This is a genomic window from Streptomyces sp. NPDC058195, assembly GCF_042883525.1.
Lineage (GTDB): Bacteria > Actinomycetota > Actinomycetes > Streptomycetales > Streptomycetaceae > Streptomyces.
This window is the reverse complement of record NZ_JBHVVM010000012.1, coordinates 143,953-156,197: the sequence shown is the minus strand read 5'-3', so window position 1 is coordinate 156,197 and position 12,245 is coordinate 143,953. Positions and strand designations below refer to the sequence as shown.

The window sequence follows — 12,245 nt, the reverse complement described above, 5'->3', positions numbered from 1 at the left end:
GTCCTACCGGCCGCCCCGGAACCACCCCCCCGGTTCCCGGGCGGCCGGCTCTTCTGCGTTCCCCGGTGCCGGGGGCGCTCGTCGCACTGGTCCTCTTCGCGCTGGTCACCTGGCAGGTCGCGGCCGACGGCCCGCTGCGCCGGCTGGACGAGCGGACCGGCCGGGCCGTCGTGGGGCACGGCCCTGCCGGGCTGACCGAATTCCTCGCCGATCTCGGCAACACACAGGTCGCGCTCCCGGTGCTGGGCTGCGCCATCGTCCTCGCCGTGCTGCGCGGGGCGCGCCGCCGGGCGCTGTACGCGGGGCTCGCGATGGGTGCGGTGCCGCTGCTCGCCGTCCCGCTGAAGGCGTGGATCGCGCGCCCGGGGCCGCTGACGGAGGCCACCGGCTACTACCCGTCCGGGCACGCGGCGACGGCCCTGGTGGCGTACGGGGCGGCGGCCCTGCTGCTGGCGCGCCCGGGACGGCGGTGGTCATGGATGATGCCCGTCGCCGCTGCCTTGCTGGCCACGGCGACGGGCATCGGTCTGGTGCTGCGCGGCTACCACTGGCCGCTGGACGTGCTGGGCAGCTGGCTCCTGTTCGGGGCGGTGCTGCTGCCGCTGCGCCCGGGTCCGCTACGGGGCCGTCAGCTCCCGAAGTAGGCGTCGAAGTTCTTCGAGAACTCCCCGTTGTTGAACCGGTCCCAGTTGATCGACCAGGTCATCAGGCCGCGCAGGGCGGGCCAGGTGCCGTGGGTGGTGTAGGACCCGCAGTCGGTCTTCTTCGTGAGGCAGTTCAGCGCCTTGGTGACCTCGGCGGGCGAGGTGTGGCCGTTGCCCGCCTGGGTGGAGGCCGGGAGGCCGATGGCGACCTGCTCGGGGCGGAGCGGCGGGAAGACCCTGGTCTGGTCGCCCGCCACCGGGAAGCCGGTGAGCAGCATGTCGGTCATGGCGATGTGGAAGTCCGCGCCGCCCATCGAGTGGTACTGGTTGTCCAGGCCCATGATGGAGCCCGAGTTGTAGTCCTGGACGTGCAGCAGGGTCAGGTCGTCGCGCAGCGCGTGGATGACCGGGAGGTAGGCACCGGCCCGCGGGTCCTGGCCGCCCCAGGGGCCCGAGCCGTAGTACTGGTAGCCGAGCTGGACGAAGAAGGTCTCCGGGGCCATCGTCAGGACGAACGCGTCGCCGTACTTGGCCTTCAGGGTCTTCACCGCGGAGATCAGGTTGACGACGACCGGGGTGGTCGGGTTCCGGAAGTCGGTGTCGCCGGTGTTCAGCGAGAGCGAGTGGCCCTCGAAGTCGATGTCGAGGCCGTCGAGGCCGTACGCGTCGATGATCCGGCTGACCGAGGAGACGAAGGTGTCGCGGGCGGCGGTGGTGGTGAGCTGCACCTGGCCGTTCTGGCCGCCGATGGAGATGAGCACCTTCTTGCCCGCGGCCTGCTTGGCCTTGATGGCGGCCTTGAACTCGGCCTCCGACTCGACGTTCGGGCATTCGGTGACCGGGCAGAGCGAGAAGCGGATGTCGCCGGAGGTGACCGAGGTCGGTTCGCCGAAGGCCAGGTCGATGACGTCCCAGGAGTCGGGCACGTCCGCCATCCGCGTGTAGCCGGAGCCGTTGGCGAAGCTGGCGTGCAGATAGCCGACGAGCGCGTGGGCGGGCAGCGTGCCGTCACCCCCGCCACCCGGGCCGCCCGCGGTGGTGGTGGCCTGGACGGCGGCGGACTTGGCGGACTCGCCCGCCGCGTTGACCGCGGCGACCTGGAAGCTGTACGCGGTCGACGCGGTGAGGCCGGTCACGGTGGCGGAGGTGCCGGTGACCGTGAGGACCTTGGTGCCGCCCCGGTAGACGTGGTAGCCGGTGGCGCCCGCCGAGCCGGACCAGGAGAGGTCGACGGTCGAGGAGGTGGCGGTGCCCGCCCTGAGCGCGGTGGGGGCGGCCGGGAGTTCGACGGGGGCGCCGCCGGGGCCGGTCAGGGACAGGTCGTCGGCGTAGTAGGCGGGGGTGCCGAACCAGCCGTGGGTGTAGACGGTGACCTGCTTGGTGGCGGAGCCGGTCTTGAACGTGGTGGTGAGCTGCTTCCAGCCGGACGAGGACGGGGACCAGGTGGAGACGTCGGTGGTGCCGGTGCCCTCGGCCCCGAGGTAGACGTACGAGCCCTGCACCCAGGCGCTCAGCGTGTACGTGGAGTCCGGCTGGACGTTCACCACCTGGGAGCACTTGGCGTTGTCGGCACCGGCCGGGGTGGCCTTGAGCGCCGATGCGCCACCGTGCGCCGGGGTACTGACGGCGGCTCCGCTGCCGCCGGTGCAGTTCCAGCCGTCCAGACCGGACTCGAAGCCGCCGTTGCGGGCGAGTTCGGCGTCGGCCGCGGCGGCGGGCGGGGCAAGGGCGGTGAGCCCGCCGGCGGCGAGCAGCGCGGCCGAGAAGGCGGCCACGACGCCGGTCAATCGGGCGGGGAATCCCGTACGTTCCACAGCGGCCTCCGTGCATGGGGGAAACGAGTGCGGCGGCCACAACATGGTCCAGACCAATCAGGTTGTCAAGACCTCTGACAGCACGGGGCCGCCCGCGCGGTCGGCCCCGTACCGCCCTTCCCCGGCTGTCAGCGGCTGTCGCGGCCGGCCTGTCCGGCCGCCGCCTCGTGCATCGCGAGCTCCAGAAGTGCCGCGTCGGTGAGGGTGCCCGAGCCGTCCGGCGGGACCAGCCAGCGCACCCCGCCGCGGGCGGGACGGCCCGGGTGGGGCACGACGATCCAGGTTCCCCGCCCCGCTCCGCGTACGCCGGTGCCGACCCAGCGGGCGACGGTGCCCGGCGGCACGAAGAAGCCCATCCGCCTGTCGCCGAATCCCCCGAGCACCGGGCCCGGCCGGTCGATCAGGCGGGTCAGTACGTCGAGGGTGGGGTATCCCAGCTCCCCCGGGAGGATCAGCACGTCCCAGCGCCTCCCCGCGGGCAGCAGCGCGACCCCGCGGGGATCGCGCTCCCACGTCCACCGGCAGGCGCCCGGGTCCGGCGCCACCGATACGAGCCATTCGACTGCTGCTTTGACCCCCGTGCCGGTCATGACCTGTCTCCGTTTCCGTGTGTCGGTGTCCGCCAGCCTTGGTTACCGGCGCGTACACACGGGTGAGAGAGCGAAGTCCCCGGTCGATTACGCGGCTTCGGGAAGGAAATTCAGAAAAAAGCGGCCCGGCCGCCTGAAGGCGGCCGGGCCGGAGGTCAGGAGGGTCCTTTTCCGGACACTCCCAGAAGGGTCAGCTGTCGAAGCCGAGTCCCAGTCGGTCCATCGTCTTGAGCCAGAGGTTGCGACGGCCCTGGTTGTCGTCGGCCCTGGCCAGAGACTTCCGGGTCAGCTCGATCCCGGCCCAGGCGAACGGCTCGGGCGGGAACGGCATCGGCTTGGTGCGGACCATTTCCAGCGTGGTCCGTTCGCTCTGCTCGCCCGCCAGCAGGTCGAGCATCACATCGGCGCCGAAACGGGTGGAGCCGACGCCCAGACCGGTGAATCCGGCGGCATAGGCGACCTGGCCCTGATGGGCGGTGCCGAAGAACGCGGTAAAGCGCGAACAGGTGTCGATCGCGCCGCCCCAGGCATGGCTGAAACGAATTCCCGCCAGCTGCGGGAAGCAGTCGAAGAACTGCCCCGCGAGTTTGAGGAAGGTCTCCGGACGCTGGTCGAGCTCGGCGCTCACCCGGCCCCCGTACGGGTAGATCGCGTCGTAGCCGCCCCACAGGATCCTGTTGTCGGCCGACAGCCGGAAGTAGTGGAACTGGTTGGCGCTGTCGCCCAGGCCCTGCCGGTTCCCCCAGCCGATGGAGGCGAGCTGGTCGGCGCTGAGCGGCTCGGTCATCAGCGCGTAGTCGTAGACCGGCACGGTGAACGGGCGTACCCGCTTGACCAGCGAGGGGAAGACGTTGGTGCCGAGCGCGACCCGGCGGGCGAAGATCCGCCCGTACGGGGTGCGGACGGCCATCTGGGTGCTGGTCCGGGCGAGTTCGAGACCCCGGGTCTGCTCGTAGATCCGTACGCCGAGGTCGAGGCAGGCCCGCTTCAGGCCCCAGGCCAGCTTGGCCGGGTGCAGCATGGCCACGCCCCGGCGGTCCCAGAGACCGCCCAGGAAGGTCGGCGAGTCGACCTCGGCGCGCAGCGCGTCGCCGTCCAGGAAGTCGGTCCCGGTGAAGCCGAGCTTCGTCATCTCCTCGTGCCACTCGTGGAGCTCTTCGAGCTGGTAGGGCTGGGTGGCGACGTCGATCTCGCCGGTGCGCTCGAACTCGCAGTCGATCCCGTAGCGGGCGACGGCGTCCTCGATGGCGTCGAGGTTGCGCTCGCCCAGCTTCTCCAGCTTGTGGATCTCGTCGGGCCAGCGCTCCACGCCGTTGGGCAGCCCGTGGGTGAGGGAGGCGGCGCAGAACCCGCCGTTGCGGCCCGAGGCGGCCCAGCCCACCTCGTGCCCCTCGATCAGCACGACGTCCCGCCCGGGGTCACGCTCCTTGGCGATGAGCGCGGTCCACAGACCGCTGTAGCCACCGCCGACGACCAGCAGGTCGCAGTGCTCGTCCCCGGTGAGCGCGGGCAGCGCCTCGGGCTTGCCCGGGTCGTCCAGCCAGAACGACACGGGCTTCGCGTCGGAGAGCGATTGTGCAGCGATACGCATGGCAGCTGGGGCCATGGTTTCCAACTCCTTCAGAGCTTTCTAGCGTGTGCTGTTCTTGCGCCGGTTCGCGATGAGCTGGCCGACGACGACCACCAGTACCGCGATGATGAACATCGCCGTGCCGATGACGTTGATCTGCACGGGCGTGCCGCGCTGTGCCGAACCCCAGACGAACATGGGGAAGGTCACGGTGGAGCCCGCGTTGAAATTGGTGATGATGAAATCGTCGAAGGAGAGCGCGAAGGCGAGCAGCGCTCCCGCCGCGATTCCGGGGGCGGCGATCGGCAGGGTCACCCGCAGGAAGGTCTGCACGGGCCCGGCGTACAGATCGCGGGCGGCCTCCTCCAGCCTCGGGTCCATCGACATCACACGGGCCTTCACCGCCGTCACGACGAAGCTCAGGCAGAACATGATGTGCGCGATGAGGATCGTCCAGAAGCCCAGCTGCGCGCCCATGTTGAGGAAGAGCGTGAGCAGCGAGGCGGCCATGACGACCTCGGGCATCGCCATCGGCAGGAAGATCAGCGAGTTGATCGCGCCGCGCGCCCGGAAGCGGTAGCGGACCAGCGCGAAGGAGATCATCGTGCCGAGCACGGTCGCGCCGATGGTGGCCCACAGGGCGATCTGGAGGGAGAGCGAGAGCGAGCCGCACATGTCGGCGACGCCGCAGGGGTCCTTCCAGGCGTCCAGGGAGAACCGCTGCCAGGCGTAGTTGAAGCGCCCGTTCGGCTTGTTGAACGAGAACACCATGACGACGATGTTCGGAAGGATCATGTACGCGAGGGTCAGCAGACCCGCGAGGACGATCAGATTCCGGCGAATCCAGCGCAGTACGGGCATCAGACCAGGTCCTCCGTCCCGGAGCGGCGGATGTAGACGGTGACCATGATCAGGACTGCCGCCATGAGGATGAAGGAGAGCGCGGCCGCCGTCGGGTAGTCCAGGACCCGCAGGAACTGGGTCTGGATGACGCTGCCGACCATCTTCGTGTCGGTGGATCCCAGCAGTTCCGCGTTGACGTAGTCGCCGCTGGCCGGGATGAAGGTGAGCAGGGTTCCGGAGACGACTCCCGGCATGGAGAGCGGGAAGGTCACCTTGCGGAAGGTGGTGGCGGGGGTGGCGTACAGGTCACCGGCCGCCTCGTGCAGCCTGCCGTCGATCCGCTCCAGCGAGGTGTAGAGCGGCAGGATCATGAAGGGCAGGAAGTTGTACGTGAGGCCGCAGACCACCGCCATCGGAGTGGCCAGCACGCGGTTGGACTCGGTCCAGCCGAGCCAGCTGGTGACGTCCAGGACGTGCAGGGTGTTCAGTACGTCGACGACCGCGCCGCCGTCCGCGAGGATCGTCTTCCAGGCGAGCGTGCGGATCAGGAAGCTGGTGAAGAACGGCGCGATGACCAGGACCAGCAGGACGTTGCGCCAGCGGCCCGCCTTGAACGCGATGAGGTAGGCCAGCGGGTAGCCGAGCAGCAGGCACAGCACGGTGGCGGTGCCCGCGTACAGCAGGGAGCGGAGGAACTGCGGGTAGTACTCCGTCAGCGCGTCCCAGTAGGTCTGGAAGTGCCAGGTGACCTCGAAGCCCTTCTCCAGGGATCCGGTCTGCACGGAGGTCGAGGCCTGGTAGACCAGCGGGAGGGCGAAGAAGACGACGAGCCACAGGATGCCCGGGAGCAGCAGCCAGTAGGGGACGAGCCGTCTGCGGGCGGAGGGCTTGCGTATCTTCAGTTCGGTGACGGGCGCCGGTGGCGCCTCCTGGGTGACGGTCACGCCGCGTCCTCCACCGTCTCCACACCGGCGTCGATGTCCTGGGCCGCGTCGAGCCCGAAGGTGTGCGCGGGGTTCCAGTGCAGCACGACCTCGGAGCCGGGCGCGAGCCGGGAGTCGCGCTCGATGTTCTGCTCGTAGACCTGGAGCGCCTTGCCGGCCGGGCTCTCGACCACGTACTGGGTGGACACCCCGATGAAGCTGGAGTCGACGATGCGGCCGGTGACCCGGTTACGGCCGTCGGCGATGGCGTCGGCGTCGTCGGCGCGTACCAGCGAGATCTTCTCGGGCCGGATGCCGACGAGCAGCTTGCCGCCGTCCTTGACCGGGGCGCTGCACCGTCCGGCGGGGAGCCGCAGCCTTCCGCCGCCCGCGGCCACGACGAGGTCGGTGCCGGTGGAGACGATCTCGGCCTCGATGAGGTTGGAGGTGCCGAGGAAGTTGGCGACGAAGGTCGTCTTCGGGTTCTCGTACAGGTCGGCGGGGGCGCCGAGCTGCTCGACACGGCCTCCGTTCATCACCGCGACCGTGTCGGCCATGGTCATGGCCTCCTCCTGGTCGTGGGTGACGTGGATGAAGGTGATGCCGACCTCGGTCTGGATGCGCTTGAGCTCCAGCTGCATCTGGCGGCGCAGCTTGAGGTCGAGGGCGCCGAGCGGTTCGTCGAGCAGCAGGACCTGGGGGTGGTTGATCAGCGCGCGGGCGACGGCGACGCGCTGCTGCTGGCCACCGGAGAGCTGGTGCGGCTTGCGCTTGGCGAAGTCGCCGAGCTGGACGAGGTCCAGCATCTCGTCGACCTGCTTCTTCACGGACTTGATGCCGCGCCTGCGCAGACCGAAGGCGACGTTCTCCGAGATGTCGAGGTGCGGGAAGAGCGCGTAGCTCTGGAAGACCGTGTTGACGGGCCGTTTGTACGGCGGGAGCGCGGTGATGTCCCTGCCGCCGAGGAAGACCGTGCCGGTGGTGGCCTCCTCCAGCCCGGCGATCATCCGCAGGGTGGTGGTCTTGCCGCATCCGGACGCGCCGAGCAGCGCGAAGAAGGAGCCCTGCGGGACGGTCAGGTCGAGCGGTTGGACGGCGACGAACGAGCCGTAGGTCTTGCTGATCCCGGTGAGGCGGACGTCGCCGCCGGTCTGCTGCTGTGTCATGGAGCGCGGTCCCTGTGGTGTCAGAGGGGGATCTGGGGAAGATCGGGGGAGATCAGGAGATCGCGAGGATCGAGGGGCGGTGCGGGGAGGAAGGGAGAAGAGCGGACGGGCCGGTGGTCAGGCGCCGATGAGCTTGGCGAACTTCTCCTCGTACGCCGTCTCTTCCTTGGCGCTCAGGGAGCGGAAGGAGTGCGACCGGGAGGCCATCTCGCTGTCCGGGAGGATCAGCGTGTTGGCGGCCATCTTCTCGTCGATCCGGGCGAGCTCCTCGCGGACGCCGTCGACCGGGCAGACGAAGTTGATGAAGGCGGCGAGGCGGGCGGCGACCGGCGGCTCGTAGTAGTAGTCCATGAGCTTCTCGGCGTTGGTCTTGTGCCGTGCCTTGGCGGGGACCAGCATGTTGTCGCTCGACGTGATGTAGCCGGCGGCCGGGATGGCGTACTTGATGTCCGGGTTCCCGGCCTGGAGCTGGATGATGTCACCGGCCCAGGCGACGCAGGCGGCGATGTCGCCCTTGTCGAGGTCGGCGGTGTAGTCGTTGCCGGTGAAGCGGCGTATCTGCTTCTTGTCGACGCCCTTCTGGAGCCGGTTGACCGCGGCGTCGTAGTCGGCGTCGGTGAAGGAGGCCGGGTCCTTGCCCAGGTCGAGCAGGGTCATGCCGATGGTGTCGCGCATCTCGGAGAGGAAGCTGACCCGGCCCTTGAGCGCGGGGTCGTCCAGGAGCTGCGTGACGGAGTCCACCTTCCGGCCGCCGGTCGCCTTGGAGTTGTAGGCGATGACGGTGGGGATGCCGGTCCAGGGGTACGAGTAGGCGCGGCCCGGATCCCAGTCCGGGGTGCGGAACTGGGCCGAGAGGTTGGCGAAGGCGTGCGGCAGGTTCGAGGCGTCGAGCCGCTGCGCCCAGCCGAGCCGGATGATGCGGGCGGCCAGCCAGTCGGTGACGATGATCAGGTCGCGGCCGGTGTCCTGTCCTGCGGCCATCTGCGGTTTGATCTTGCCGAAGAACTCGACGTTGTCGTTGATGTCCTCGGTGTACTTGACGCTGATCCCGGTGCGCTTGGTGAACGCCTCCAGGGTGGGCCTGCTCGTCTGGTCGTCGCCGATGTCCATGTACTCGGTCCAGTTGGAGAAGTTGACCTGCTTCTCCTTGGCCGAGTGGTCGTCGGAGGCCGCGGCGGCGTCGCCCTCCCGCTGGGCGGGCGGAATGCCGCACGCGCTCAGTGTGCCCAGCCCGCCGATCGCCAGCGCCCCCGTACCGGAGGCGCGGAGGAGCGATCGGCGGGTCAGGGCGCCCCGGCCGCTGGTGAGACTGCGTCGCATCGCGGCGGTCTGGGCCGCGGAGAGCCGCTCTGGCTCGTACTGCTCCATGCGCGTTTCCCTTTCGGGTGTGAGGCCGGGGTCGGCCGGACTATCGGTCTCCGAAGATCGTGCGGTGCCAGTCCTTGCGGGCGACCGCGGTGTTGTCGTACATGACGTGCTTGACCTGCGTGTACTCCTCGAAGGAGTACGCCGACATGTCCTTGCCGAAGCCGCTGGCCTTGTATCCGCCGTGGGGCATCTCGCTGATGATCGGGATGTGGTCGTTGACCCAGACGCATCCCGCCTTGATCTCGCGGGTGGCGCGGTTGGCGCGGTACAGGTCACGGGTCCAGGCGGAGGCGGCGAGGCCGTACGGGGTGTCGTTGGCGAGCCGCAGGCCCTCGTCGTCGGTGTCGAAGGGCAGCACGACCAGGACCGGGCCGAAGATCTCGGACTGGACGATCTCGCTGTCCTGGGCGGCACCGGCGACCAGCGTCGGCCGGTAGTAGGCGCCCGCCTCCAGTGCGCCGCCGGGGGCCTCGCCACCGGTGACGACGGTGGCATAGGCGCGGGCGCGCTCGACGAAACCGGCGACCCGGTCCCGCTGGGCGTGGCTGATCAGCGGGCCGAGGTCGGTCGACGGGTCGAAGGGGTCGCCGAGCCGGACGGTCTCCATGAGCTCCGCGACACCCTGCACGAAGGCGTCGTACAGCGGGCGCTGGACGTAGGCACGGGTGGCGGCGGTGCAGTCCTGGCCGGTGTTGATGAGCGCGCCGGCGACGGCGCCGTTGACCGCGGCTTCGAGGTCGGCGTCGTCGAAGACCACGAAGGGGGCCTTGCCGCCGAGCTCCAGGTGGAGGCGCTTGACGGTGGCGGTGGCGATCTCCGCGACCCGCTTGCCGACGGCGGTGGAGCCGGTGAAGGAGGTCATGACCACGTCCGGGTGGCCGACCAGGTGCTCGCCGGCCACCCTGCCCGCGCCGGTGACGATGTTGATCACACCGTCGGGGAGGCCGGCCTCGGTGGCCGCCTGGGCGAACATCAGCGAGGTCAGCGGGGTGATCTCGGCAGGCTTCAGCACGATGGTGTTGCCGGCGGCGACGGCCGGGAGGATCTTCCAGGCGGCCATCTGGAGGGGGTAGTTCCACGGCGCGATCGAACCGACGACGCCGATCGCCTCGCGGCGTACGTAGGAGGTGTGGTCGCCGTCGTACTCACCGGCCGACTTGCCCTCCAGGTGGCGGGCCGCACCGGCGAAGAAGGAGGTGTTGTCGATGGTGCCGGGCACGTCGAACTCGGTGGAGAGCTTGATCGGCTTGCCGCACTGGAGGGACTCCACCCGCGCGAAGTCCTCGGCCTGCCCGGCGAGGACGGCGGCGAAGCGGTGCATCGCCTCGGCCCGCTCGGCGGGCGTTGCGCCCGACCAGCCGGGGAACGCCGCCTTGGCGGCAGCCACCGCCGCGTCCACGTCGGCCGTACCGGCCAGCTCGTAGGTGTAGACGGTCTCCCCCGTCGCCGGATTCACCACGTCGTGGTGGTGTCCCGAGGTTCCGGACCGCAGCTTTCCGCCGATGTACTGTGCGCCGTCCGCGAAGCGGTCCCGCACCTGGATGCCGTTGCCCATGACGTTCTCCTCCGCCGCGGACCCCGAATCCGGGGGCGGCGTAGCCATTGCTCGATTTGAGTGCCGATCCTGGCAGAGGGGAGGAACCCCAACAAGTGATTCCGTTGTTGCCTTTTGGTTACGCGACGGAATCTGTCGACCATGTGTCGCGTCTTTACGGAATTCCCCGTACGGAGTGTCAGTGGCGAATGCCAGAATCGCATGCCATGGAACACATGGTCGATCTCCTGGCCCGGACCGCGCGCGGGGAACGGGTGAAGTACCTGCACTTCTGGGGGCACCGCCCGCGGCCCGACGGGCGCGTCGGCGCGAGCTGTCTGAGCCAGTGGTGGCCCGCGCCCTTCACGGCCGACGGGGTGCGGTACGCCTCGGCCGAACACTGGATGATGGCCGCCAAGGCCCGTCTGTTCGGCGACGCGGAATCGGAGGCGGCCGCGGTGGCGGCGACGAGCCCGGCGGCGGCCAAGAAGGTGGGCAGGCTGGTGCGCGGCTTCGACGAGGCGCTGTGGGAGCGCGAGCGGTTCGCCCTGGTGGTGACCGGCAGCGTGCACAAGTTCCGGGCCCATCCGGAGCTGCGGGAGTTCCTGCTCAGCACCGGGGAGCGGGTGCTGGTCGAGGCGAGCCCGGTGGACCGGGTCTGGGGCATCGGCCTGGCGGCGGACGATCCGCGGGCGGCGAGCCCGGCGGGCTGGCGCGGTCTGAACCTGCTGGGCTTCGCGCTGATGGACGCGCGGGCAAAGCTGCGCGCGGCCTGAGCCGCGGCCGGGCGGTGCAGCACGTGCCCGCGGCCCGGCGGGACCGGTACATCCGGTCCCGCCGGGCCGCGGGTGGGTGGCGGTGCTGAACGGGTGGGCCGCACCGGGCCCCGCCCTGGTCCGTCAGCGGCGCACGTCGACGACCAGGGAGGTGGCGTACGGGTCGTCGTACGAGGAGTCTTCCTCGATGTCGTTGAACTGGGTCGCGATCATCCAGATGAAGAAGCTGATGATCGCCACTCCGAAGACGATGCCGACCGACCCGAGGATGATCCCGGTGAGCGCCTGTCCGCCGTTGTTCGCCTCACCGCGCTGTGCCCGCTTGCGTCCGAGGATGCCGAAGATCAGGGCGAGCGTGCCCAGGATCAGGCTGGGAATCCCGTAGATGCAGAACAGGCAGACGGCCAGGATGCCGAGCACCATGGCCGCGGTGCCCATCCCGTTGGCGGGCGGCGCGGCGCCCCAGGCCCCCTGCCCGTAGCCGGGGTAGGAGGGGTAGCCGTACTGCACGGGCGGCGCGGCCGGGTAGCCGTACGGTCCGGCGGGCGGCGGGCTCTGCTGCCCCGGTCCGTTCGGCCCGAACGGCGGCGGCGGTACGTCACCGGCGCCGGGCACCGGTCCGGTCTGCGCCGGTGAGCCGAATCCCGACGACGGCGGTGCGTCGGCAGGCGCGGGGCCCTCCCCGGCCCCGGGCGCCGCCGCGGCCGTGGGCTGCTGGTGCCCGGCGGGTGGAGCGGTGTCGGCGGACGGAGCGGTGTCGGCGGACGGAGTGACGCCGGCGGACGGAGTGACGCCTGCGGACGGCTTCTCCAGCGGCACCTTGTTCTCCGGCAGCGGCGCCCTGTTCTCCGGCGGGGCCCACGGGTCGCGCGGCGCGCCCCCGCCCCCGCCCCCGGGCTGCTCTGTGCTGTCTGACATATGCCTCCCCCATCGTGATCCCGTCATGCTACGGCCCCGCTTCCCGCGCACCGAAGCGGCCTACGATGATCCCCGTCCCCTGCCCGGCCGACGGTGCCC

At 70.2% G+C, this 12,245-nt stretch carries 11 protein-coding genes; 2 read left to right on the top strand and 9 right to left on the bottom strand.

Features of this window, described 5'->3' with window-relative positions:
* Window positions 1–65: 65 nt before the first annotated feature.
* Window positions 66–644, top strand: coding sequence for a phosphatase PAP2 family protein (locus tag ACFVWY_RS17520; protein WP_389872765.1), 579 nt, complete (start codon window positions 66–68; stop codon window positions 642–644).
* On the opposite strand, the gene ACFVWY_RS17515 is transcribed toward ACFVWY_RS17520, so the two are convergent.
* The 8 genes from ACFVWY_RS17515 to ACFVWY_RS17480 form a co-directional block, all read right to left on the bottom strand.
* Window positions 629–2,458, bottom strand: coding sequence for a chitinase (locus ACFVWY_RS17515; protein ID WP_389872763.1), 1,830 nt, complete (start codon window positions 2,456–2,458; stop codon window positions 629–631). The two genes, ACFVWY_RS17520 and ACFVWY_RS17515, sit on opposite strands and share 16 nt — an antisense overlap.
* 128 nt (window positions 2,459–2,586) lie before the next feature.
* Window positions 2,587–3,048, bottom strand: coding sequence for a hypothetical protein (locus ACFVWY_RS17510; RefSeq protein ID WP_389872762.1), 462 nt, complete (start codon window positions 3,046–3,048; stop codon window positions 2,587–2,589).
* Between the two features lie 190 nt (window positions 3,049–3,238).
* Window positions 3,239–4,654: an NAD(P)/FAD-dependent oxidoreductase gene (locus ACFVWY_RS17505; protein WP_389872759.1), complete on the bottom strand. Its 1,416-nt coding sequence runs from the start codon at window positions 4,652–4,654 to the stop codon at window positions 3,239–3,241.
* A 24-nt stretch (window positions 4,655–4,678) separates the two neighbouring features.
* Complete coding sequence (locus ACFVWY_RS17500) at window positions 4,679–5,479, bottom strand: ABC transporter permease (protein ID WP_389872755.1); 801 nt, start codon at window positions 5,477–5,479, stop codon at window positions 4,679–4,681.
* Window positions 5,479–6,405, bottom strand: coding sequence for an ABC transporter permease (locus tag ACFVWY_RS17495; RefSeq protein ID WP_389872753.1), 927 nt, complete (start codon window positions 6,403–6,405; stop codon window positions 5,479–5,481). Before ACFVWY_RS17495 ends, ACFVWY_RS17500 begins: the two co-directional genes overlap by 1 nt.
* Window positions 6,402–7,550: an ABC transporter ATP-binding protein gene (locus ACFVWY_RS17490; RefSeq protein ID WP_389872750.1), complete on the bottom strand. Its 1,149-nt coding sequence runs from the start codon at window positions 7,548–7,550 to the stop codon at window positions 6,402–6,404. The genes ACFVWY_RS17495 and ACFVWY_RS17490 overlap by 4 nt, the downstream gene beginning before the upstream one ends.
* 117 nt (window positions 7,551–7,667) lie before the next feature.
* A complete protein-coding gene (locus tag ACFVWY_RS17485) occupies window positions 7,668–8,918 on the bottom strand; it encodes a PotD/PotF family extracellular solute-binding protein (protein WP_389872747.1) in 1,251 nt (416 codons plus the stop codon).
* 40 nt (window positions 8,919–8,958) lie between these two features.
* Window positions 8,959–10,473 carry a gamma-aminobutyraldehyde dehydrogenase gene (locus tag ACFVWY_RS17480; protein ID WP_389872914.1) on the bottom strand — a complete coding sequence of 505 codons (1,515 nt, stop codon included), beginning with the start codon at window positions 10,471–10,473 and terminating at the stop codon, window positions 8,959–8,961.
* 215 nt (window positions 10,474–10,688) lie between these two features.
* Here ACFVWY_RS17480 and ACFVWY_RS17475 point away from each other — a divergent pair, with 215 nt between their 5' ends.
* Window positions 10,689–11,228 carry an NADAR family protein gene (locus tag ACFVWY_RS17475; protein WP_389872912.1) on the top strand — a complete coding sequence of 180 codons (540 nt, stop codon included), beginning with the start codon at window positions 10,689–10,691 and terminating at the stop codon, window positions 11,226–11,228.
* A gap of 123 nt (window positions 11,229–11,351) precedes the next feature.
* On the opposite strand, the gene ACFVWY_RS17470 is transcribed toward ACFVWY_RS17475, so the two are convergent.
* Window positions 11,352–12,146 (bottom strand): DUF4190 domain-containing protein, encoded by a 795-nt coding sequence (locus tag ACFVWY_RS17470; protein WP_389872744.1) that lies wholly within the window; start codon window positions 12,144–12,146, stop codon window positions 11,352–11,354.
* Window positions 12,147–12,245 lie beyond the last annotated feature (99 nt).

Coding starts and splice junctions, on each gene's coding strand:
- ACFVWY_RS17510 (WP_389872762.1), bottom strand. CDS start 3,048: ATGACCGGCACGGGGGTCAAAGCAGCAGTCGAATGGCTCGTATCGGTG.
- ACFVWY_RS17505 (WP_389872759.1), bottom strand. CDS start 4,654: ATGGCCCCAGCTGCCATGCGTATCGCTGCACAATCGCTCTCCGACGCG.
- ACFVWY_RS17500 (WP_389872755.1), bottom strand. CDS start 5,479: ATGCCCGTACTGCGCTGGATTCGCCGGAATCTGATCGTCCTCGCGGGT.
- ACFVWY_RS17490 (WP_389872750.1), bottom strand. CDS start 7,550: ATGACACAGCAGCAGACCGGCGGCGACGTCCGCCTCACCGGGATCAGC.
- ACFVWY_RS17485 (WP_389872747.1), bottom strand. CDS start 8,918: ATGGAGCAGTACGAGCCAGAGCGGCTCTCCGCGGCCCAGACCGCCGCG.
- ACFVWY_RS17480 (WP_389872914.1), bottom strand. CDS start 10,473: ATGGGCAACGGCATCCAGGTGCGGGACCGCTTCGCGGACGGCGCACAG.
- ACFVWY_RS17475 (WP_389872912.1), top strand. CDS start 10,689: ATGGTCGATCTCCTGGCCCGGACCGCGCGCGGGGAACGGGTGAAGTAC.
- ACFVWY_RS17470 (WP_389872744.1), bottom strand. CDS start 12,146: ATGTCAGACAGCACAGAGCAGCCCGGGGGCGGGGGCGGGGGCGCGCCG.